The 20,295-nt window shown below is 73.4% G+C and carries 21 protein-coding genes; 12 read left to right on the forward strand and 9 right to left on the reverse strand.

The features are described 5' to 3' along the window. The 6 genes from ABZX11_RS10855 to acpS all read left to right on the forward strand — a co-directional run bounded on the left by ABZX11_RS10855 (position 1) and on the right by acpS (position 5,063). Positions 1 to 864 carry a hypothetical protein gene (locus ABZX11_RS10855; RefSeq protein WP_354911922.1) on the forward strand — a complete coding sequence of 288 codons (864 nt, stop codon included), beginning with the start codon at positions 1 to 3 and terminating at the stop codon, positions 862 to 864. A gap of 112 nt (positions 865 to 976) precedes the next feature. Then, positions 977 to 1,924 carry a 3-oxoacyl-[acyl-carrier-protein] synthase III C-terminal domain-containing protein gene (locus tag ABZX11_RS10860; RefSeq protein ID WP_354911924.1) on the forward strand — a complete coding sequence of 316 codons (948 nt, stop codon included), beginning with the start codon at positions 977 to 979 and terminating at the stop codon, positions 1,922 to 1,924. Beyond that, on the forward strand, positions 1,921 to 2,529 hold the full coding sequence (locus ABZX11_RS10865) for an acyl-CoA dehydrogenase family protein (protein ID WP_176176608.1): 609 nt from the start codon (positions 1,921 to 1,923) through the stop codon (positions 2,527 to 2,529). Before ABZX11_RS10860 ends, ABZX11_RS10865 begins: the two co-directional genes overlap by 4 nt. Next, complete coding sequence (locus tag ABZX11_RS10870) at positions 2,526 to 3,665, forward strand: acyl-CoA dehydrogenase (protein ID WP_354911927.1); 1,140 nt, start codon at positions 2,526 to 2,528, stop codon at positions 3,663 to 3,665. The genes ABZX11_RS10865 and ABZX11_RS10870 overlap by 4 nt, the downstream gene beginning before the upstream one ends. Further along, positions 3,658 to 4,407: a hypothetical protein gene (locus ABZX11_RS10875; protein WP_354911930.1), complete on the forward strand. Its 750-nt coding sequence runs from the start codon at positions 3,658 to 3,660 to the stop codon at positions 4,405 to 4,407. Before ABZX11_RS10870 ends, ABZX11_RS10875 begins: the two co-directional genes overlap by 8 nt. After that, positions 4,404 to 5,063 (forward strand): holo-ACP synthase, encoded by a 660-nt coding sequence (acpS, locus tag ABZX11_RS10880; protein ID WP_354911933.1) that lies wholly within the window; start codon positions 4,404 to 4,406, stop codon positions 5,061 to 5,063. The genes ABZX11_RS10875 and acpS overlap by 4 nt, the downstream gene beginning before the upstream one ends. A gap of 286 nt (positions 5,064 to 5,349) precedes the next feature. Here the strand turns inward: acpS and ABZX11_RS10885 are convergent, their stop codons facing one another. Further along, positions 5,350 to 6,333, reverse strand: coding sequence for a LuxR C-terminal-related transcriptional regulator (locus ABZX11_RS10885; protein ID WP_176176612.1), 984 nt, complete (start codon positions 6,331 to 6,333; stop codon positions 5,350 to 5,352). A gap of 182 nt (positions 6,334 to 6,515) precedes the next feature. On the opposite strand from ABZX11_RS10885, the gene ABZX11_RS10890 reads away from it, so the two are divergent. From ABZX11_RS10890 to ABZX11_RS10910, 5 genes are all read left to right on the forward strand, one after another. Then, on the forward strand, positions 6,516 to 6,785 hold the full coding sequence (locus tag ABZX11_RS10890; RefSeq protein WP_176176613.1) for a phosphopantetheine-binding protein: 270 nt from the start codon (positions 6,516 to 6,518) through the stop codon (positions 6,783 to 6,785). Continuing rightward, positions 6,778 to 8,310, forward strand: coding sequence for an acyl-CoA ligase (AMP-forming), exosortase A system-associated (locus ABZX11_RS10895; protein ID WP_354911936.1), 1,533 nt, complete (start codon positions 6,778 to 6,780; stop codon positions 8,308 to 8,310). Before ABZX11_RS10890 ends, ABZX11_RS10895 begins: the two co-directional genes overlap by 8 nt. Before the next feature lie 89 nt (positions 8,311 to 8,399). Then, positions 8,400 to 9,242, forward strand: a complete 843-nt coding sequence (locus tag ABZX11_RS10900; RefSeq protein ID WP_354911939.1) for an ABC transporter ATP-binding protein — start codon at positions 8,400 to 8,402, stop codon at positions 9,240 to 9,242. Further along, a complete protein-coding gene (locus ABZX11_RS10905; RefSeq protein ID WP_176176616.1) occupies positions 9,226 to 9,987 on the forward strand; it encodes an ABC transporter permease in 762 nt (253 codons plus the stop codon). The genes ABZX11_RS10900 and ABZX11_RS10905 overlap by 17 nt, the downstream gene beginning before the upstream one ends. Positions 9,988 to 10,010: 23 nt before the next feature. Next, on the forward strand, positions 10,011 to 12,998 hold the full coding sequence (locus ABZX11_RS10910) for a beta-ketoacyl synthase N-terminal-like domain-containing protein (protein WP_354911942.1): 2,988 nt from the start codon (positions 10,011 to 10,013) through the stop codon (positions 12,996 to 12,998). A 181-nt stretch (positions 12,999 to 13,179) separates the two neighbouring features. Here ABZX11_RS10910 and ABZX11_RS10915 read toward each other — a convergent pair whose 3' ends face one another. Genes ABZX11_RS10915 through ABZX11_RS10925 form a run of 3 tightly spaced genes read right to left on the reverse strand, consistent with a single transcriptional unit; the run spans position 13,180 to position 15,310 of the window. Next, entirely contained in the window at positions 13,180 to 14,343 is a 1,164-nt protein-coding gene (locus ABZX11_RS10915) for an MAB_1171c family putative transporter (protein WP_354911945.1), read from the reverse strand. Further along, positions 14,340 to 14,900 carry an ImmA/IrrE family metallo-endopeptidase gene (locus ABZX11_RS10920; protein ID WP_354911948.1) on the reverse strand — a complete coding sequence of 187 codons (561 nt, stop codon included), beginning with the start codon at positions 14,898 to 14,900 and terminating at the stop codon, positions 14,340 to 14,342. Before ABZX11_RS10920 ends, ABZX11_RS10915 begins: the two co-directional genes overlap by 4 nt. After that, positions 14,897 to 15,310, reverse strand: coding sequence for a helix-turn-helix transcriptional regulator (locus ABZX11_RS10925; RefSeq protein ID WP_176176619.1), 414 nt, complete (start codon positions 15,308 to 15,310; stop codon positions 14,897 to 14,899). Before ABZX11_RS10925 ends, ABZX11_RS10920 begins: the two co-directional genes overlap by 4 nt. A 195-nt stretch (positions 15,311 to 15,505) precedes the next feature. On the opposite strand from ABZX11_RS10925, the gene ABZX11_RS10930 reads away from it, so the two are divergent. Next, complete coding sequence (locus ABZX11_RS10930) at positions 15,506 to 16,063, forward strand: hypothetical protein (RefSeq protein ID WP_354911951.1); 558 nt, start codon at positions 15,506 to 15,508, stop codon at positions 16,061 to 16,063. Positions 16,064 to 16,196: 133 nt separating this feature from the next. Here the strand turns inward: ABZX11_RS10930 and ABZX11_RS10935 are convergent, their stop codons facing one another. The 5 genes from ABZX11_RS10935 to ABZX11_RS10955 are packed head-to-tail and all read right to left on the reverse strand — an operon-like array spanning position 16,197 to position 20,280. Beyond that, entirely contained in the window at positions 16,197 to 16,946 is a 750-nt protein-coding gene (locus ABZX11_RS10935; RefSeq protein WP_176176621.1) for a thioesterase, read from the reverse strand. After that, positions 16,943 to 18,019 (reverse strand): HAD-IIIC family phosphatase, encoded by a 1,077-nt coding sequence (locus ABZX11_RS10940; protein ID WP_354911954.1) that lies wholly within the window; start codon positions 18,017 to 18,019, stop codon positions 16,943 to 16,945. The genes ABZX11_RS10935 and ABZX11_RS10940 overlap by 4 nt, the downstream gene beginning before the upstream one ends. Continuing rightward, complete coding sequence (locus ABZX11_RS10945; RefSeq protein ID WP_354911957.1) at positions 18,016 to 19,155, reverse strand: acyl-CoA dehydrogenase family protein; 1,140 nt, start codon at positions 19,153 to 19,155, stop codon at positions 18,016 to 18,018. Before ABZX11_RS10945 ends, ABZX11_RS10940 begins: the two co-directional genes overlap by 4 nt. A 3-nt stretch (positions 19,156 to 19,158) precedes the next feature. After that, on the reverse strand, positions 19,159 to 19,410 hold the full coding sequence (locus ABZX11_RS10950; protein WP_003066161.1) for an acyl carrier protein: 252 nt from the start codon (positions 19,408 to 19,410) through the stop codon (positions 19,159 to 19,161). A 27-nt stretch (positions 19,411 to 19,437) separates the two neighbouring features. After that, positions 19,438 to 20,280, reverse strand: a complete 843-nt coding sequence (locus ABZX11_RS10955) for a 3-hydroxyacyl-CoA dehydrogenase NAD-binding domain-containing protein (protein ID WP_176176623.1) — start codon at positions 20,278 to 20,280, stop codon at positions 19,438 to 19,440. Positions 20,281 to 20,295: the final 15 nt, after the last annotated feature.

Below are 20,295 nucleotides of genomic sequence, written 5' to 3' on the forward strand. Positions count from 1 at the left end.
ATGTCCCTGCAAACGCTTGCGCCCCCGGGCCGGGCCGCGGTACCCCCGCGCCCGGCCGGGGTGCACCTGAGCGGCGTGACGCACCGGGTGTTCACCGAACGCGCCAAGCCGGTGTTCGGGATGCGCCCGGAGCTGGCCCGGCTCATGGTCGACACCTTCGGCGCCGCGGCGGACCGGGAGGACTTCCTGGCCCGCACCGGCAACGGGTTCATCGAGATGACCGAGGCGCTGCTGGCCGACGCCGGTGCGCCGCTGCCGCCGCTGGACGCGGTGGTGCTGGCCTACCACTCGCCGGACCTGTACCACTCGGAGGTCGCCGGCTGCTACCTCGCCGGGCGCCTGCCCGGCAACCCGGAACCGTGCTCGGTCGCGGCCCCGGGGCCGGGGGCGGCGTTCACGGCCCTGCGCCTGCTGGACGGCCTGTGCCGGATCGGCGAGGCGACCCAGGCGGCGCTGCTGGTGTACGACCAGAACGCCGTGCTGTGGGACAGCGGCCACCCGGCCACCCACCGGCCGGACGCGGCGGTGCTGCTGCAGGCCGGCGCGACCGGCGATGTCGCGGTGACCGAGCTGGAGGAGGTGCGGCTCGGCGGGACCGGGCCGCACACCGCCACGCTGGCGCTGGCCGACGTGCTGTACCGGCACCCGGGCGTGGCGGTGCTGGCCGGCGCCGGCCTGGCCAAGAGGCTCGCGGGCACGCCGTACGCGAGCCGGGTCGAGGCGGTGCCGGACCTGTGGTGCACGGGCGTGTGGGCGGGTCTCGCCCGCCGGTGGCCCTTGGACCAGCCGGTGCTGCTGGCCGACTTCGAGCCGGCGAGCGGCACGTTCTGCAGCTGCCTGCTCGTGCCGGGGAGGGAGCACTGATGGGCGCGCGGTCGGCGGCCTTCGCCCGTGCGCGAAGGGTCGACACGCGTGACCCGAGGGTCGACACGCGTGATCAGGAGGTCGACACGCGTCGCCGGGGGAGGGAGCACTGATGGACACGGGGCTGTCCCGGGTCGCCGTGCGGCTGCCCGGCCGGGTCGAGGCCGTCGACGACGTGCTCGTGCGGTCGGGCGCCAAACCCCTGGAGCGGCGCATGTTCGGCCGCATCTACGGCCTGCGCGACAGCCCGGTGCTCGCGCCGGGCGAACGGATGGCGGACCACCTGGCCGAGGCCGGGCGGGCCGCGCTCGGCGGCGGGCGGGCGAGCCTGGTGCTCTACGGCCACACGCTGCTCATCGCCGAGCTGGACCTGTGCGGGGAGTTCCCGGACCGGCTGCGCGACGCGCTCGGCCTGCCCGGCGTGCCGTTCTTCGGGGTGTCGCACGTCAACTGCACCTCGGTGCTGCGCTCGGTCGAGCTGGCCCGGCGTTACCTGGCCCGGCCCGGTGCCGCGCCGGACGACCGGGTGCTCGTGCTCGGCGGCGACCAGGGCAGCGCCAGCGACCGCGGCCGCTACATCCCGGGCACGACCGTCGCGGGCGACACCGCCGCCGCCCTCGTCGTGTCCCCCGGCCCGGCCCGCTACCGCTACCTCGGCGGGGCGAGCACCCGTGACACGCGGTTCCACCGCAGCCTGCGGATGACCAAGGAGGAGTTCACCCTCTTCGGCAAGGTCTGCTGCGAGCAGGCGGTGGCCGTCGTGGGCGCCGCGGCCCGCGACGCCGGCCTTGCACTGTCCGATGTGGACTGGGTGCTGCCCGACCTGTCCAACCGGATGTTCTGGCGCACCTTCAGCGGGCTGTCCGGCTTCCCGTTCGAGAAGATCCCGCTGGACCTGGTCGCCGAGCGCGGGCACAACTTCGGGGTCGACTCGCTGCTCGCCCTGCAGCACGCCGACGCGGCCGGACGGCTGCGCCCCGGCGAGCGCTGCGCCCTGGTCTCGGTGGGCCAGGGCGCCTACTTCCAGTCGGTGATCGTCGAGGTCGTGGAGGAGAAGTGACCACCAGCCTGCTCGAATGCGAGCGGACCGCACGCAGCGGCGGCCTCGCCGCCGGTCTCGCCGCGGCCCTGCCCGCCACCCCGGCCGACCGGCTGGCCCCCGGCCGGTACGCGGCCGTGCCCGCCGCGGCCGTGCCCGGAGGCGCCGAAGTGCGCACGCACAGCCTGGCCGACCGCGAGGACATCGTCTTCCTCGCCACCCCGGGCCGTCCCCGCGAAGAGCGGGACGCGCTCGAGCTCGCCGACTTCGGCCGGCACCTGGCGGCCGTCCGGCTGGGCGTGCTGCGCTCGGTGCTCGACCACGTCGTCGAGCACCTGTCGAACCGCACCAGCGGCGACGAACCGCTGATCCGCAAGCAGCTGATCGCCGGCGCGATCGGCGACGTGATGGCCGCGGTGGAACGGCTGCGCGCCCAGGTGCGCTCGCAGCGGCACCCGGCCGCCGTCGCCGACGTCCACCGCGAGCTGGACGAGCTGGGCTGGCGGGTGGCCCAGCACCTCGGCGCCTCGGGCTTCCTGGCCACCTCACCCGCGCGGTCGCTCTACGTCTCGGCCCTGGTGGCCGGCACCTGGGTGGACCGGGAACCGGAAGGAGAACCGGCATGATCGAGCTGAGCGAACGCGTCCGCGCGGTCCGCGACCTGAGCCGGGAGGCGGCGGTGGACCTGCGGTCGCGGGCCCTGGCCATCGACACCGACCCGGACGCGATGGAGGAGCACTACAACTCGCCCGTGTTCGAGATGGTGCGGCAGGCCGACACGCCGCCGCAGTACCGCGAGTCGCTGCCGTCGACGCCGTTGCTGCGGGCGATGGAACGCGGCTCGTGCCTGGAGAACGTGGCCGGGCTGATCGAACTGGCCCGCGGCGACGTCGGTGCGATCCTGGCCTGCCCGTCACCCGGGCTGGCCGGGGTGTTCGTCGAGCTGCTCGGCACGCCCGAGCAGCAGGAGTGGTTCTTCACCCGGATGCACGGCGGCCGCCGCTGGTCGTTCTTCGCGATGACCGAAGAGGGCCGCGGCAACGACGCGACCGCGATGGAGACCCGCTTCGACCGCGACGGCGACGGCTGGCGCCTCAACGGCGGCAAGTGCTACGTCGGCAACGCCGCCCGCGGCAGCGTCGGCGTGGTGTTCGGCCGCACCGGCCGCGGCGCGCTGTCGATCCGCGCGGCGCTGGTCGAGGTCCCGGCGCCGGGCTGGCAGGGCGAGAAGCTCGAGATGATCGGCCTGCGCGGCGCCTACATCAGCCGGCTGTCCTTTTCGGACGTCGAGGTGCCCGCGGGCCGGATGCTGGGCGACCACCTGCCGGCGACGCGGCGCGGGATCTTCGCCGCCATCACGACGTTCAACCACATGCGGGTGCGGATCGCCGCCTCCGCCGTGGGGACGGCGCTGGCGATGGTCGAGTACGTGCTGGAGCACCGGAAGAACGCCCCGGGCGGCCAGCTCGCCCTCGCCCGCGCCGAAGCGGGCCGTGAGCTCGTGTACGAGGCGGCGGCGCGGATCGACGGCGACCCCGAGCGCGGCTACCTCTCCAGCGCGGCGAAGCTCGGCGCGGTCGGCCTGGCGGTGGGGACGGCGCACTGGGCGTCGGCCGCACTCGGCCCGGCCGGCCTGATCGAGCACCCGCTGCTGGAGAAGTGGACGCGGGACGTGCACGCCTTCGAGTTCATGGAGGGCACCAGCAACATCCACCGCCTGCACGTGGCGCGCGGGTACCAGGCGGGAGACGCCGATGCCTGAGCTGGGGATCGACACGATCGCGTTCGCCGCGGCCCGGCGCGAGGAGTACGTGCCGCTGTCGACGTTGCCCGGGGCGGCCGACCTGGTCCCGCCGGAGCGGCTGGCCGCCGCCGGGATCCCGTTGTCCCGCCTGATGGTCCGGATCCCGGAGGACGACGACGTCGACGTCGCGGCGGAGGTGCTCGCCGCGCTGGGGCCGCCTGCCGTGCCGCAGCCGCTGTTCTTCGTGCGGTCGGGCCCGCTGCGCGACCCGAACGTCGCCGCGCTGGCCGGGCTGGTGCACCGCAGCGGCTGGGCGGGCGAGGACGTCGGCCTCTCCCACCTCGACGAGCTCGGCGGCACGGCCGTCTTCGGGCTGCTGGAGTGGGCGGTCGAGAGCGAAGCGACGGCGGTCGTCTGCGACGAGCCGCTGTTCGCCGACACGGCGGGCGCCCACCCGCGGTTCGCGGCCATCGGGTTGCGGGTCCGGCGCGGTGCCGCGGCGTTGACGGTTTCCGGCTGCGGCGAAGGAAAACCGGCGTTGGCGGCCGGCCACCGCTTCACCGGCCGCGGCCCGTGCGACGCGTGGCTGGCCTTCTGCGCGGCGCTGGCCGAGGGCGTGGTGGCCGACGGCGACCGCGTCCTGCTGCACACGCGCGGGCCGCTGCGCGAGGGCTGGCTTTCGCTGCTCGCGGTCGACGTCTCCGCGCTGCGGCTGGTGCCGGCGGCCACGGCGAGCCTGCTCGGGGGGCGGAGTGGATGAGAATCGGCGTGGACCTGATGTCGATCCCGCGGTTCGCGGAGGTCGCGGCGCACCGGCGCTACCGGACGCTGGTCTTCACCCCGGTCGAGCTGGAGCAGGCCGCCCGGATGGGTGCCGAACGGTCCCTGGAACGGCTGGCCGGGCGGTTTTCCGTCAAGGAGGCCACCTGCAAGATGCTGGGCCGTGGCTTCGGCCAGGGCCTGCGCTGGCGTGACATCGAGGTCACCAACGACGACTGGGGAGCGCCGTTGGTGACCCTGGGCGGCGGCGCGGCGCAGATCGCGGAAGAGGCGGGCCTGGAGGAGATCGTGGTGACGTTGAGCCACCAGGCCGACCTGGTGGTGGCGGTCGCGGCGGCGGGCTGCGCCCGGCCGCCCCGCCCGTTCCGCCGCACGGCCGCGCCTTCGGTGCCCGTCGTCCCGGCTCGCTTCGACGAGCTGGCGGCGCTGGCCGCCGACCTGTTCTCGGTACCCGCCACCGAGGTGGCCACCGCGACCTCGTTCGCGGGCGATCTGGGGGTCACGTCGGTGGTGGTGATCGAGCTGCTCGCCCGGATCGAGCACCGGTACGGCATCCGCATCCCGGAGGCCGGCATCTACCGGATGACCGATCTGCCGCGCACCTACGGTGTCGTTGCCGAGGCTGCGGGGTGGTAGGGCGGGCAGAGAAGAGGGGCCTTCCGTGAGCGGAAGGCCCCTCTTCGTGTGGCGCTCGAGCCGGTGGTGCCGGAGCTGGTGTGGTGGGGGAGCAGGCATTGGGTCAATTCGCCGCGGGCCCGGGCTGCCGGCTTCGGCCGGACCGGGCTGGGCCGCGGGGCGCCCCCCCGTTTTCCATTCTACCGACGGGCACCGACAATTTCAGCACTGCCGGACTGAGCTGGGCTGCCGAGCCGAGCCGGAGCCGGGCCGTCGGGCCGAATCGGGCTGGAGCCGGGCCGCGGCCTCACGCGAGCGTGAACCGTGAAGCGGCCTGCACTCCCGCCTGGAACCGCGACACCGCATCCAGGTTCTGCAGCATCGCCGCGATGTGCCGCCGGCACGTCCGCACCGACATCCCCAGCCGCCGCGCCACGACCTCGTCCGTCAGGCCCTGGGCCATCAACCGGGCGATCGTCTGCTGCATGTCGTGGGCGATCTCGCCGCTGTAGCCCTGGTCCTCCGCCGAGAACGGCGTCGCTCCGTCCCACAGCTGGTCGAACAAGCCCAGCAGGAAGCGCACCATGCCGCGGTCGCGGACCCGGCGGGCCGACAGGTCCGCGACGTCCAGCGTCACCGCCAGCGACCGGTCGAAGACCACCGCCGCCTCCGGGACGCGGCTGAGCGTGCGGATCTGCGCCCCGCGGCCGGCCAGCTGCGTCAACCGGGCGCGGGCCGCGTAGCCCGCGCGGCTGCGGTGGGGGCAGACCACCCGCACGCCGACGCCGTCGCCCAGCACCGAACAGCACGCGTCCAGCAGCTCGTCGACCAGGTCGTCGGCCGCCTCGCCCGGGTGCAGGACCACCAGCTCGTCGCGGCAGACCTCGGCCGCCAGCTTGACCAGGCCGCGGATCTCGGCCACGCCCTCCAGGCGGTCGAGCGTGCCCGCCGCGCCTGCCGGGGCGCGCGTGATGCCGTCGATGCGCTCGCGCAGGCGGTCGGCCATTTCGCGCCGCTCGTACATCGCGCGTTCCAGCGGGGTCACGACGAGCTCCGCGGCCGCCGAGGGTTCACGGGGGACGAAGCCGTCGTCGACCGCGCGCAGCAGCTGCAGCTCGACGAGCCGTGCCGCGGCGGCCTGGACCGTGTCCGCGGGCAGGCCGAGGTGGGCCGCGGCGGTGGCCACGGACGAGATGCGGCCGCAGCGGGCCGCGTAGCGGTACAGCTCGGCTTCGGGGTCCGGCTCGGGCACGGAGAACGCCCCGAGCGGCGGGAGGGTGGCCGTCGACATCGTGCCTCCAAAGGTCTGGCTTCTACCCTTTCCACCGTCGCAGCCGGTCTTCTCGGGGCGCTCTCACGCCGCTCTCGCCCGGGGAGTGGCGGGATGAGAGCGCGGTGATGGCCGGGTGATTCCGGCCGGTGGTGTTCTCGGGGGGACACGGTTGACCGCCGAAAGCGAAACAGGGTGACGAAATGCCTGACACACTCCCCATCCCGCCGGGGTTCCTCGAGATCCTGGTCGCGCACCTGCCGTACGCGCTCGGCGACCGGATCGCCGAGGACGACGACCTCGCCGCGCTCGGGCTCGACTCGATGGGCGTCGTGCAGCTCGTCACCGACCTGGAGGAGACCTTCGGCTTCGAGCTGCCCGACGAGCTGCTCACCGAGGACACCTTCGCCACCGCGGGCACCCTGTGGGCCGCCGTCGCGGAGTTCGTCGCGCCGGAGCCCGCCGATGTCTGAGGCGGCCGCCCCGGTGCGGCTCGACCAGCTGCTCGCCCGCGGCGCGGCCGGCGCCCCGGCCGTCACCTACAAGGACCGCACGCTCACCTACGCCGAGCTGGCCGACCAGGTGCAGCGCGTCGCCGCCGGCCTGCACCGGCTCGGCGTCCGCCGCGGCGACCGGGTCGCGGTGTACGCGGAGAAACGCCTCGAGACGGTCGTCGCGCTGTTCGCCACCGCGGCCGCCGGCGCGGTCCTGGTGCCGCTGAACCCGCTGTTCAAGGCCCGGCACATCGCGCACGTCGCCGCCGACTGCGCGCCGAAGGTGGTGTTCACGACCACCGAGCGGCTGGCGACGGTCCGCGAGGCGGTGCCGGGCGCGACCCCGGTCGTCGTGTTCGGCGAGCCCGCCTGGGACGCCTTGCTCGCCAACGACCCGGTCCCGGTGCCCGGCACCGTGATCGACCAGGACCCGGCCGCCATCATGTACACCTCCGGCAGCACCGGCGGTCCCAAGGGCGTCGTGCTCTCGCACCGCAACCTGCTCGCCGGCGCCGCGAGCGTCGCGGAGTACCTCGGCCACACGCGCGAAGACGTCGTGCTCGCCGCGCTGCCGCTCAGCTTCGACGCCGGCTTCAGCCAGCTCACCACCGCCTTCGCCGCCGGCGCGCACGTCGTGCTCGTGAACTACCTGCTGCCCAAGGAGATCGTCCGGCTCTGCGCCCGCCACGGCGTCACCGCGCTCACCTGCGTGCCGCCGCTGTGGCTGCAGCTGGTGACCCAGCAGTGGCCGGCCGAGGCGACCGCGCGGCTGCGCTACTTCGCCAACACCGGCGGCCGCATGCCCCGCGCCACGCTGACCCGGCTGCGCGAGATCTTCCCGGCCGCGCAACCGTTCCTGATGTACGGCCTGACCGAGGCGTTCCGCTCCACCTACCTCGACCCGGCCGAGGCGGACCGCCGTCCCGGCTCGATCGGGAAGGCGATCCCGAACGCCGAAGTGCTCGTGCTGCGCCCCGACGGCACGCCCTGCCTGCCCGGCGAGCACGGCGAGCTGGTGCACCGCGGCGCGCTCGTGGCGCTCGGCTACTGGAACGACCCGGGCCGCACCGCCGAACGCTTCCGCCCGGTGCCGGGCCCGGACGGCCTGGTGCGCCCGGAGATCGCCGTCTGGTCGGGCGACACCGTCTACCGCGACGAGGACGGCTTCCTCTACTTCGTCGGCCGGACCGACGAGATGATCAAGACGTCGGGCTACCGCGTCAGCCCCGCCGAGGTCGAGGAAGCGGCCTACGCCACGGGCCTGGTGGGGGAGGCGGCCGCGTTCGGCGTGCCGGATCCCGTGCTGGGCCAGCGGATCGTGCTGGCGGTCGCGCCGGAAGCCGACGTCGAGGCGGTTTCCCGCGCGCTGGCGAAGGAACTGCCCGCGTACATGCTGCCGCGGCGGATCGAGGTGCTGCCGAAGCTGCCCCGGTCGGTCAACGGCAAGTTCGACCGCGTCGCGTTGCGGGAGGCGCTGAGCGCGGTGCCCGCCGGCACCGAATGACGGCAGTTTCCTGCCACCGCGGGGGAGCGCCGTCCCGGCCGTCCCCGTGCGACATTGCAAGAGCCGTGAACCGCAAGGAGCGATCCCCCATGTTGCAAGCAATCGACCTCCGGAAACGCTACGACGAAGTGCAGGCCCTCGACGGCTTCAGCCTCGAGGTCGCCGCGGGCGAGATCGTCGGACTGGTCGGCCACAACGGCGCCGGCAAGACCACGTTCGTCGAAATGGTGTCCGGGCTGCTGCGCCCGGACAGCGGAACCGTGCTCGTCGACGGCGAATCGCCGACGCGCGCCCGCGACCGCATCGGCATCTCCCCGCAGCACATCGCGCTCTACCGCCCGCTGACCGTCCGCGAGCACCTGGAGCTGTACGGCCGCCTCGCCGGCCTGCGCCGGGCCGCGCTGCGCTCGGCCATCGACGACCTCACGGCCGCGCTGCGGCTGGAGAGCTTCCTGAACCGCACCTGCGGCCTGCTCTCGGGCGGCCAGCAGCGGCGGGCGCAGGCCGCGACGGCGCTGGTGCACCGGCCGGCGCTGCTGCTGCTCGACGAGCCGACCGCCGGTGCCGACCCCGAGACCCGTCAGGCGCTGCTCGACGTGGTCAAGCAACGAGCAGGCGAGGGAGCCGCAGTGGTCTACACCACCCACTACCTGACCGAACTGACCGATCTGCAGGCCACCATCGCGGTGGCCGCCGAAGGCCGGGTGATCGCGCGCGGCGGCGCCGACGAACTGCTGTCGGGCCTGCCCGGCGAGGTCCGCGTGCGCACCGCCGACGAGCAGCTGACCGTCTCGACCACCGACCCGACCGGCACGCTGCTGGAGCTGCTGCCGACGGTCGAGCGGCCGGTCGAGTCCGTCGAACTGCGCAACCCCAGCCTGGACGACCTCTACCACTCCCTGGCGGTGACCACCGATGTCGACGCGCACTGACTCCCTCTCCCGGGCCGGCGCCCTCGTCCGCTACAACGCGATCCTGCGCCTGCGCGACCCCTCGCAGCTGATCAGCTACCTGATCACGCCGATGATCTTCATGGTGCTGTTCCAGCCGCTGTACGTGAAGGCGCTGGGCACCGGCGCGGTCGAGGCGGTGACCGGGCAGCTGGTGATGTTCTCCGTGTTCGCCATGGCGATCGTGGGCAACGCGATCTTCGTCGAACGCGAGTGGCGCACCTGGGACCGGCTGCGCGCCAGCCGTGCCGCCCGCGCGGAACTGCTGATCGGCAAGGCGGTCCCGGTGTTCGTGGTGCTGCTGATCCAGCAGAGCGTGCTCATGGTGTACGGCTGGCTCGTCGTCGGGATGCCGTTCCCGGTGTCGCCCGGCCTGGTGCTCGGCGCGATGTGCCTGTGGGGCTTCATGCTGCTGGCCATGGGCGCCGCACTGTCCACTGTGGTCCGCAGCCGCGGTGACCTGATCGTCGCGGTCGACCTCGGCGCGATCACCATCAGCTCGCTCGGCGGCTCGCTGCTGCCGGTGTCGCTGATGCCGTCGTGGGCCCAGGCCATCGCGCCGTTCTCCCCGGGCTACTGGGGCCTGTCGCTGATCCGCGAGGCCGTGGCGGGCCACGCCGAAGCCATGCTGCGCCCGGGGCTGATCGTGCTCGGCATCGGCCTGGCCACCGGGGCGTTCGCCACCTACCGGCTCGCCCACGGCTGGGGCCGCAGCCACCTGCTCTGACCCCACCGGAGAAAGGACCTGCCGTGACGGAACCGGCACCCGAATCGGCCGTGGCGCTCGTCGGGATGGCGGGGCGCTTCCCGGGCGCCGCCGACGTCGAGCAGCTGCGCCGCAACCTCGCGGCCGGCGTCCCCGGCCTGCGCGAACTGACCGACGCCGAGCTCGCCGCCGCGGGGGTGGACCCGGCCACCCCGGGCCACGTCCGCGTCGGCGGGCCGGTGGCGGGCGGCGTCGAGACGTTCGACGCCGCCGCCTTCGGGCTGAGCCCGCGCGAGGCGGAAACCCTGGAGCCGCACCACCGGCTGCTGCTCGAATGCTCGTGGGAGGCGCTGGAGCGGGCCGGGTACCGGCCGACCGATCCCGGCCTGCCGGTCGGGCTGTTCGCCGGCTGCGCGTTCCCCGACTACCTGACCCGCAACCTCGCCGGACTGGCCGAAGAGCCCGGCGGCAAGCCGTTGCTGTCGGCCGGGGTGGAGCGTGACTCGCTGACGTCGCTCGTCTCGTACAAGCTGGGCCTGCGCGGCCCGGCGATCACCGTGCAGACGTACTGCTCGACGTCACTGGTCGCGGTGCACCTGGCCTGCCAGAGCCTGCTGACCTACGAGTGCGACCTGGCACTGGCCGGCGGGGCGGCGCTGCCGCTGCCGCAAACAGCCGGCCACCTCGCCGAAGAGGGCAGCATCCTCTCGCCCGACGGCCGGGTGCGCGCCCTCGACGCCGACGCGAACGGGACCGTGATGGGGTCCGGCGCGGCGGTCGTCGCGCTGAAGCGCCTGGAGGACGCCCTCGCCGACGGCGACGTCGTGCACGCCGTGCTCCTCGGCTCGGCGGTCAACAACGACGGCCGCGACCGCGCCGGCTACCCGGCTCCCGGCGTCGCCGGGCAGGCCGCGGTGGTCGACACCGCGCTGGCCGTGGCCGGGGTGAAGCCGGAGACGGTGGGGTACGTCGAGTGCCACGCCGTCGGCACCCCGCTGGGCGACTCGATCGAGCTGGCCGCGCTGAACCGGGTGTTCGGGCCCGGGCGGGCCGAGCCGTGCGTGCTCAGCTCGGTCAAGCCCAGCATCGGGCACCTCGACCGCGCCTCCGGCGTCACGTCGCTGATCCGGGCGGCGCTGAACCTGCGTGACGGCGTCCTGCCGGGCACGGCCGGGTTCCGCACGCCCAACCCCGCGCTCGGGGACCGGTTCACCGTGCTGCCCGCCGACGCGCCCTGGCCGGCGGACGCCCGCCCGCGGCGGGCGGGGGTCAGCTCGTTCGGGGTCGGCGGGACGAACGCGCACGTGGTCCTCGAGGAGCCGCCGGTGCGGGCGCCCCGGCCTTCGCGTGGCCCCTGGCTCCTGACCTTTTCCGCCGGTGACGCGGCCGCGCTGGACGAGGTGACCTCGCGGCTGCGCGCTCACCTGGCCGCTCATCCCGCGCTGGACCTCGGTGACGTCAGTTTCACGCTGCAGGTTTCGCGCGGGCACTTCGCGCTGCGCCGGGCGGTCGTGGTCCAGGACCACGCCGACGCGCTGGCCGCGCTCGCCGACCCCGGCCGGTGGCTCGACGGCGAGACCCGCCGCCGTGACCCGCGGTTCCGCCTGGTCGCGGGCACCGGCTCGGACTGGGCATCGACGGCCTCCGCCGCGCACCGCCTGCTGTCCGGGGCCGAAGTGCCCGCGCCGGCCGCCACCCGCGAGGGGGCGCTGTCGGCGTTGTCGGCCGGGCTGACCCGGCTGGGCGTCCGGCTGGACGAGAGCGCCACGGACACCCTGGTCGTCGACGGCGGTTCGTGCGTCCTTTCCGTCGTGGCCCGGCTGTGGCTGGCCGGTTCCACTGTGGACTGGGCCGCCCTGCACCGCGGCGAGGGGCGGCGGGTGGAGCTGCCGCCGTACCCGTTCCAGCGCAAGCGGTTCTGGGTCGATCCGGTGGCGCTCGCCCGCCCGGACGCGTACGTGCCGTCGTGGCGGCCCGACCCGCAGCCGGTGGCCGGCCTGGAGCGCCGGCTGCGGGCGGCGGGGCCGTGGCTGGTGTTCGCCGCCGATCCGGTGGGCGAGGCGCTGGCGTCCCGCATCACACTGGCGGGGGGCGAAGTGACCACCGTGCGGCCGGGAGCCGGGTTCGCGTTCCTGGACACCGGCGACTTCGTCGTCGGACCGGGCGACCTGCCGTTGCTGCGGCAGTCGCTGGTCGTCGTCCCGCGCACGGTCGTCCACGGCTTCGCACTGGGCGGCTCGCCAGGGGACGTCGAGGCGGCGGCCGAGCTGTGGCCGGGCATGGTGACGTTGACCTCCGGCGCGGTCGGCGTGCTCGGTCCGGACCTGACCACGCCGTCGCACGCGGCGCTGACCGTGCTGACGTCCCGACATGTCGACATCGGCCCGGCGGCGGCCGTGGACCAGGTCCTGGCGGCGGTGCTGAACGCCGAAACACCGCTGGCGGTCCGGGGCGACCAGGCGTGGCGGCCGCACCACGAGCCCTGCGCGCTGGCGGGGCACGCGGAGGCCGAAGTCCACCATAACGTGCCCGACCTGGACGGTCGCCGGGGGATCCTGCTGGTGCGGCCGGACGCGGCCGGGCGGGTCCTGGCCGCGGAGGCCCGCGTCGCCCGGCTGGCCGGGCGGGGGCGGTGGACGACCGTGGTGTCCACATCGGACCCGGGCCCGGAGGTCATCGCCGCGGTGGCGGCAGCGGAACACCTGACCGAGGTGGTGCTGTCCGGGCTGCCGCCGGTCCGTCCGGTGCGGGCGGCGGAGGCGGTCGGATCATCGTCGGCGGTCCGGGCCCGGCCGTCGCTGGGCACGCCGTTCGTGGAGCCGGAGCCGGGTCTCGAGCGCGAAGTGGCCGACCGCTGGGCGGAGGCACTGGGTTTCGAGGAGATCGGCGCGGACGACAACTTCTTCGAGCTGGGCGGCCGCTCGGCGGGGGCGGTCCGGATCGCGGCGCACTGGCAGCTGCCGGCCACGGCGGTGGTGGAGTTGCCGACGGTGCGGTTGCTCGCTGCGCGGATCGCGGAGCTGGCTTCCTGAGCCGGTTGGTGGTGTTTATGGATTGCGGGCTCGCGCCCTTTTTCGCGCTGGGCGGCCGGTCCGGATGGCGGCGTACTGAAACCTGCCGGCCACCGCGGTGGTGGAGTTGCCGACGGTCCGGTTGCACGCCGGCCGGATCGCCGAGCCGGGTTCCTGAGCCGGGCGGCCGCGGCGGGGGTGGTCAGCCTTTCCGGTGCCGGGGGAGTGCCGCGGCGACCTGGACCAGCCAGGCCACGTCCGCCGGGAGGTCGGCTTCCCCGGCGTGCGGCTCGGCGTGGGTTTCGCCCGGCTCGCCGGGGGCCTGGCCGGCGCGCAACCGGCGCAGGCCGGCGGCGAGCATCGCGGCTTCGGCCTGGGCCGCCCGGCGCCGGCCGGTCAGCGTCGACTCGCTCAGTGCGCGCTGGTAGTCGGCGGCCCGGCAGTGGCCGAGCAGCGCGCGCCGGGCGTCCCAGATCTGGATGACCCGCAGGTGCAGCCGCAGGTGGCGGTGCCGCGGCGACCACCGCGAAGCCGGCAGCGGCAGGCGGACGTGCGGGAAGGCGCCGGTGAGCTCGGCCCACAACGGGTGCAGGCGCCGGTGGGCGTGGTAGGCCCACCACCAGACCCTGACCCGGGACAGCCGTGGTCCCCAAGCGGGCGCGGTCAGCCCGAACACCGACAGCGGGACGGCGACCGCGAGCAGCCGGCCGATCAGCGCACCCTCCTTCGAAGCGGGCTGGTGACCGGTGGCGGCGAGCACGATGTACCCGGCGCGGAGCAGGAAGTAGAGCACGCCGGTGAGCAACCCCGCGGTGCCGGCCAGCAGTCCGCGGCGGATCCAGCGGTCGTCGACCCGGCGCGCCCACGTCCAGGACGTCCGGGCCAGGGCGGCCGCGACGATCCCGGCGTAGACCGTGAACACCGCCAGGTAGCTGCCGGCCACCGGGCCTTCGCCGTAGTGTCCCGTGTGCGCGGCGGTGAAGTCGCCGGGACCGGCGAGCACCGCCGGGACCAGCATGACCGTGACCGTCACCGCCAGCACCCAGCCCTGCCGGACGAGGTGGCGCACGGCTTCCCGCGGCTCGTGCACGAGGTGCGCGTAGGCGCAGTAACCGGCGTAGAGCCCCACGAGCGTGCAGACGTGCTGGGTGATCGCCGCGACCCGGGCCCACCGCGGGAGCGGGCGGGTGGCTTCCGCGCCGTATTCGAGCAGGCCGAGGTAGAGGCCGAACGCCAGGAACAGCGCGCTGAGCCACACGCACAGCACCGCGTCGTTGCGGGGATTGCGCAGCAGGGCGCGCAGGAACAGCAGCCACGCGGCCGTCGCGCCCGCCGCGGCGAGGACGGTGCTGTCGAGGAGGATCACCGGCGGGGCGCCCGGGTGAGCAGCGCGGCTTCGAACCGCTTGTTCGCCTCGGCGACGGCGTCCGATCGGCCCGGCCGGACGGTCCGGCGCCGGACGTCGCCGGCCCGCGAAGACATCAGCGCCGCCGCGATCTCCGCCACCCGCTCCTCGAGGGCCGGGTAACCGGCACGCCGGGCGAACCGCTGCGCGTCCCGCACCGTTTCCGGGTCCAGTTCGGTCAGTTCGTCCGCCGTCAGGTCCCCGACCGAGGTGCCGCGGTGCCCGAACAGGACGTGGGCCGCCTCGTGCAGGATCACGTGTTCCCGTTGCAGGGGCGGCAGGGTCTCGTCGACCACGATCACCAGGTCACGGTCGCGTTCGATGACCAGCCCGCCCGCCCCGTCCCGTGGCAGCGCGGTCGCGAGCAGCGCCACGCGCTTGCCGCGCCGGAGCGCGATCTGCCCCAGCAGGGCGTCGAGGTCGAACGGGACCGGCCAGGCCAGCTCGTCCAGGACGCGCTCGATCGCGCGCCGGAGGGCCGACAGGCTCGCCCCCGCGTCGCGGAGGGGATCGGTCATGGTTCGGGCGTGTCCAGCTGCTCGATCAGCCGGGCCACGGCGAGCAGGCTTTCCGGCGAAAGGCTGCCGAGACGGGCGTTGATGCCGGTGACGCCGCCCCGCTCGGCTGCTTCCTGGAGACGGCGCGCGGCGGCCAGCGACTCGAGCTGCTCGTCGGCGACCGCGGCCTTGCCGTCGTCGAGGAAGTAGGTCACCTTCACGCCGAAGAACCGGGCGAGGGCTTCGAGCGTCTCGATCTTGGGGTTCCGCTCCTGGCCGGTGCGCAGTTTCCACACGGTGGTGCGCGACTTCCCGATGTGCTCGCCGATGGCCTGGTCGGTGACGGTGTGCTCGCCGTCGCGGGCCGCCTTCATGGCGATCAGACTGGTCAGCGCCTGGTCGAGCGTGCGGCGCGGGTCGGGTTCGGCCATCGTCCACCTTGTTCAGTAAACTTTACTTGACGCTGTTGTCGGGTTCCTCCTAGTATTCCCGACGTCGCTCCCCGGTGTCCCGGGGCGGCGACGTGATGGGGGGCGACGGACGTGTGGGGGAGCACGTCCGTTCTTCATGCCGTGTCCGGCGCCCCGAGTTTCCCGATGACCCAGCGGAATGGGAGTGGATTTTCGATGTCTCGGAAAAGATCGCGGATCACCGCGGCGGTGGCACTCTGCGCACTCGGCGTGGTGTCGTTCGCTCAGCCGGCCTCGGCGGTCCAGGGCACCCGGTGGTACGCGTCCGCGTCGAACTGCCGGACGGTGTACCTGAACTCGAAGGCGAGCTCGTACTGGGTCGCCGCCGAACTCGGGGCCGACAACCGGCGGTTGCGCGCCCGCACCAACGGCGACAACGGACTGGGAGCCTGGGAAAGGTTCGTCCTGCGCGGCGTCGGCTACGACTACACCCTGCAGTCTTCGGAAGGGAGGTACGTCTCCGCCGATCTGGGGGGAGACGGAACGCTCTACGCCCGGGCCGAGTGGCCGAACGCGTGGGAGAAGTTCAACATCTACACCTATCAAGACGTCGATGCCCACAACAGCGACATCAACATCACGTCCGCGGCGAACGGCCGGTACGTCTCGGCCGACGTCAGCGGCGACGGAACGCTCCGCGCCCGCGCCACGGCTCCCGACCGGTGGGAGGGGTTCCGGATCTACCTGGTGGAAGACAACGCCTGGTCCTGCTGACGGGCTCCGCCGAGGGTGACGGGCTCCGCCGAGGGTGATGGGCCCGCCGCCAGGGGTATTGGCGGCGGACCCACCACGTTTCCAGGGGGTCAGTACCCCGATTCGCGATGTCCCACACGTGGGTGCTGCAGCTTCAGGACCAAGGGCGGAGGGCGGCGGCCAGGTGGGCCAGGGTGACGTCCTCCTGCTCCAGCACCGCGAAGTGCCCGCCCGCCAGCACGTGGCCGCGGAACGGCCGGACCGTCTGGTCCCGCCAGGCCAGCACCGACTCCACACTCGCGCGGACGTCCGAGGTGCCCGCCAGTGCCGTCACCGGCACCTCCAGCGGCGGGCCGGGAACGTAGGAGTACGTGTTCTTCACCGTCAGGTCCGCCCGGATCGGCGGCAGGATGAGCCGGAGCACGCGGGGGTCGTTGAGGAACACCTCCGGCGTTCCGCCCAGCGTGCGCAGCAGCGACACGATCTCCGCGTCGCCCATGCCCGCCACGATCGGGTCGTCGAAGGTCGGCCACTGCGGGGCCGGGCAGCCCGAGACCACCAGGTGCACCGGCAGGGGAGCGCCGCGGCGGGAGATCTCCCGCACCAGCTCGAACCCGACCAGCGCACCCAGGCTGTGGCCGTAGACCGCGTACGGCGCATCGCCGGAAGACAGCACGAAGTCCGCCAGGTCGGCGACGTACGAAGACATCGCCGTGTGCGGTTCGTCCTTCTGGCGCGTCTCGCGGCCCGGCGGCTGGACCGGACACACCGTCACCCCGGGCAGCCTGCCGATCCACGCGCGGAACGCCGAGGCCGAGCCGCCCGCGTGGGGGAGGCAGTACAGCCGCACGTTCCCCGCGGTCGCGGGGAACGGCAGCCAGCGGCTCGCCACCGCCGTCGTCACGACTCCACCTCGAGCGTCACGTACGCCGGCGGCTCCTGGATCTCGGACAGGTCCGCCGCGAGCACCACGTGAGAGCCGTCCCGCGACACCTCGCGGAACCCGCTGAACGCGTAGGTGATCTGCATCATCCGGTTGCGGCCGGTCTCGACGAAGTCCGCGCGCAGCCCCGCGCCCGCCGCCCGGGCCAGGCCCATCACGTGCCCGAGCAGGACCGTGCCGACCCCGCGGGACATCACCCGGCACGACATCAGCATCATGTTCAGCCGCCAGTCCGGCGTGCCCTTCTCCAGCAGCGCCAGGCCGATCTTGCCGTAGGAGCCGAACTTGTCGGTCAGCGACGCGACGAGCAGCACGTGCTCGGAAGACGAGCGCAACGCGTCCAGCTCGTCGTAGGAGTACGTGCGCCCGGTCGAGTTGAGCTGGTTGGTCCGGACCGTCAGCTCCTCCGCCCGCTGCAGGTCCTCCCGCTTGGCCGGCGCGATGGTGAACCGCAGGTCCAGGCTGGCCAGGAAGTCCTCGCCGGTGCCGGCGAAGTCCGCCTCGACGTCGTCGCGGGCGAGCTGGCTGAAGTACATCCCGCGCCGCTGCGCCGACTCGTCGGTGACGAACCGGGGCGCGAACTCCGGGCGCCGCAGCACCTCGTCGGCCTCCAGGATGTCCACAGTGGTCACCTGCGGCAGCGCGAACGCCACCTCGGCCCGCTCGAACTCCTGGTCGTCGACGAACGCGAACGCGTCCAGCCCGAGGTTGAGCTTCCGGGCGATCTGCCCGATCGACACCGACTTCGCGTTCCACGAGATGCGCGGGAACAGGAAGTACTCGTCCAGCCCGAACTCGCGCAGCTTCGCCATCGCGGTTTCGTGGTCGTTCTTGCTGGCGACCGAGTGCAGCACGCCCATCGCGTCGAGCCGCTTGACGTGCTCGACGACCCACGGGCGCAGCTGGACGTCGCCGTCCTCGAGCAGAACCCCGTCCCAGACGGTGTTGTCGAGGTCCCACACCACGCACTTGATCTTGCCCTGCACCGGCTTCGCCGGAGCCTGAGCGGGGACGGGGGAAAGGAGACTGGTCACGGTACCTGCTTCCGGTAGGCCTCGGCGGCGATGGTCATCCGCTGGATCTCGGTGCTGCCCTCGATGATCTCCATGACCTTCGAGTCCCGGTAGAACCGGGCCACGGGGTAGTCCCCGCTGCAGCCGTTGGCGCCGTGCACCTGCACGGCTTCCGACGCGTGCTTGGCGGCCGCGACCGAGGCGAAGTACTTCGCCACCCAGGTGGCCATGATCGTGGCCGAGTCGCCGCGGTCCTTGAGCCGGCCGGCCTCGGCCAGCAGCAGCCGGGCCGCGCGGACGTCGGTGACCATGTCCGACAGCTTCGCCTGGATCAGCGGCAGGTCCTTCAACGGCGTGCCGCCGACCGTGCGCCGGGTCGTGTAGTCCGCGCACGCGTCGGCGCACGCCTGGATGATGCCCACCGACCCGGCCGCGACGCTGTAGCGGCCGAGGTCGAGCGTGCCGGTGAGGACCATGCCGGAGGCGAAGCCGCTCGGCCCCAGCAGCGCGTCGGCGCCGAGCCGGACGCCGTCGAAGGAGATGGACGCCAGCATCGACGAGCGCGTCCCGAGGATGTCGTCGATCGGGGTGACCGTGACGCCGGGGGTGTCGCGCGGCACGAGCAGCGCGATCGTGCTGGCCGGGCCCTTCGCGAAGACCAGGAACAGGTCCGCGCGCTGCCCGTTGGTGGTCCACTTCTTGAGGCCGTCGAGCCGCCAGCCGTCACCTTCCGGAGTGGCCGTGGTGGTGATCGCGGCCGTGTCGCTGCCCGCGCCCGGCTCGGACAGGCAGAACGCGCCCAGGACGCGTCCGCTCGTCAGTTCCGGGCCCCACCGGTGTTGCTGCGCCTCGGTGCCGAAGCGCAGCAACGCCCAGGAGAGCATGGTGTGCACGGTCAGCAGGCTGCGGACCGACGAGCAGCCGCGGCCGACCTCCTCGTGGATCTCGCCGAGGGTGACCATGTCGGTGCCGGAGCCGCCGAGCGCGGGCGGCAGGAACGGTGCCCACAGCCCGGCCTCGGCGATCTTGCCCAGCAGGTCCTCGGGGATGCGCCCGGCTTTGTCCCACGCGTCGGCGAAGGGGACGATGTGCTCGTCCACGAAGGCCCGTGCGGCCTCGCGGCCGGGCGCGCGGACCGCGGTGAGTACCTCCGTCACGGGTCAGCCCACCGTCGCGGCCGGGCGCAGGCGGCCGACCAGCTCGGTCATCGCCGCCGCGGTGCGGAAGTTGTCGATCCGCAGTTCCTCGTTGGGGATGGTGACGGCGAACGTCTTCTCCAGGTGCATCACCAGCTCCATGGCGAACAGGGAGTTGATGTAGCCGAGCGAGAAGATGTCCTCGGTGGCGGTGATCTCGGCCTGCGGGAAGCGGCCGGTGATGAAGGCGAGGATGTCGCCGGTGGTCTCGGACATGGTCATTTCTCCTTCTGGGGTGGGGGATCAGCTGTAGGTGTAGAAGCCGCGGCCGGACTTGCGGCCGTGCAGGCCGGCGTCGGTCATCTGCTTGAGCAGCGGGCAGGGGCGGTACTTGGAGTCGGCGTAGTGCTCGTAGAGCACCTCGACGCTGTAGAGGATCGTGTCGACGCCGATCAGGTCGGCGGTCTCCAGCGGGCCCATCGGGTGGCCGAAGCAGCCGCGGAACACCTCGTCGACGGATTCGGCGGTGGCGACGCCCTCGTGCACCAGGTAGGCGGCCTCGTTGACGGTCAGCATGAGCACGCGGTTGGACACGAAGCCCGACGCGTCCTTCACGTCGACCCAGCGCTTGCCGATGCTGGTGAGCAGCTCGCGGGTGCGCAGGATGGTCTCCGGCGTGGTGTGGAAGCCGGGGATCAGCTCGACGACCGGCTTCTGCGGCACCGGGTTCATGAAGTGGACGCCGATGACCCGGCCCGGGTTCTTGCCGACCGAGGCGATCCGGGTGATCGGCACGGCCGAGGTGTTGGCGATGATCACCGTGTCCGGGCCGCAGACCTCGTCGAGCTCGGCGTGCACCGCGGCTTTGATGTCCCAGTCCTCGGTGACGTTCTCGACGAGGATCTCGGTCTTGTCCAGCGCGGCCAGGCCGACCGCGGTGGTGATCCGGGCGAGGATCTCGTCCGCGTCGAGCGCGGGGCCGCCCATCAGCCGGCTGAGCCGGCAGTTGCGCGTGATCGCGGCGCGGGCCTCTTCGAGGATCCGCTCGTCCTTGTCGACCAGGACGACCTCGTGGCCGGCGGCGGCGAAGTCCTGGGCGACGCCGATGCCCATGACGCCGGCGCCCACCACTCCCGTGACTGCCATGACTGTTCCCTTTCT

The sequence above is a fragment of the Amycolatopsis sp. NPDC004169 genome, from assembly GCF_040610315.1.
Taxonomy (GTDB): Bacteria; Actinomycetota; Actinomycetes; order Mycobacteriales; family Pseudonocardiaceae; genus Amycolatopsis.

Coding starts and splice junctions, on each gene's coding strand:
- ABZX11_RS10855 (WP_354911922.1), top strand. CDS start 1: ATGTCCCTGCAAACGCTTGCGCCCCCGGGCCGGGCCGCGGTACCCCCG.
- ABZX11_RS10860 (WP_354911924.1), top strand. CDS start 977: ATGGACACGGGGCTGTCCCGGGTCGCCGTGCGGCTGCCCGGCCGGGTC.
- ABZX11_RS10870 (WP_354911927.1), top strand. CDS start 2,526: ATGATCGAGCTGAGCGAACGCGTCCGCGCGGTCCGCGACCTGAGCCGG.
- ABZX11_RS10875 (WP_354911930.1), top strand. CDS start 3,658: ATGCCTGAGCTGGGGATCGACACGATCGCGTTCGCCGCGGCCCGGCGC.
- acpS (WP_354911933.1), top strand. CDS start 4,404: ATGAGAATCGGCGTGGACCTGATGTCGATCCCGCGGTTCGCGGAGGTC.
- ABZX11_RS10885 (WP_176176612.1), bottom strand. CDS start 6,333: ATGTCGACGGCCACCCTCCCGCCGCTCGGGGCGTTCTCCGTGCCCGAG.
- ABZX11_RS10890 (WP_176176613.1), top strand. CDS start 6,516: ATGCCTGACACACTCCCCATCCCGCCGGGGTTCCTCGAGATCCTGGTC.
- ABZX11_RS10895 (WP_354911936.1), top strand. CDS start 6,778: ATGTCTGAGGCGGCCGCCCCGGTGCGGCTCGACCAGCTGCTCGCCCGC.
- ABZX11_RS10900 (WP_354911939.1), top strand. CDS start 8,400: ATGTTGCAAGCAATCGACCTCCGGAAACGCTACGACGAAGTGCAGGCC.
- ABZX11_RS10905 (WP_176176616.1), top strand. CDS start 9,226: ATGTCGACGCGCACTGACTCCCTCTCCCGGGCCGGCGCCCTCGTCCGC.
- ABZX11_RS10920 (WP_354911948.1), bottom strand. CDS start 14,900: ATGACCGATCCCCTCCGCGACGCGGGGGCGAGCCTGTCGGCCCTCCGG.
- ABZX11_RS10925 (WP_176176619.1), bottom strand. CDS start 15,310: ATGGCCGAACCCGACCCGCGCCGCACGCTCGACCAGGCGCTGACCAGT.
- ABZX11_RS10930 (WP_354911951.1), top strand. CDS start 15,506: ATGTCTCGGAAAAGATCGCGGATCACCGCGGCGGTGGCACTCTGCGCA.
- ABZX11_RS10950 (WP_003066161.1), bottom strand. CDS start 19,410: ATGTCCGAGACCACCGGCGACATCCTCGCCTTCATCACCGGCCGCTTC.
- ABZX11_RS10955 (WP_176176623.1), bottom strand. CDS start 20,280: ATGGCAGTCACGGGAGTGGTGGGCGCCGGCGTCATGGGCATCGGCGTC.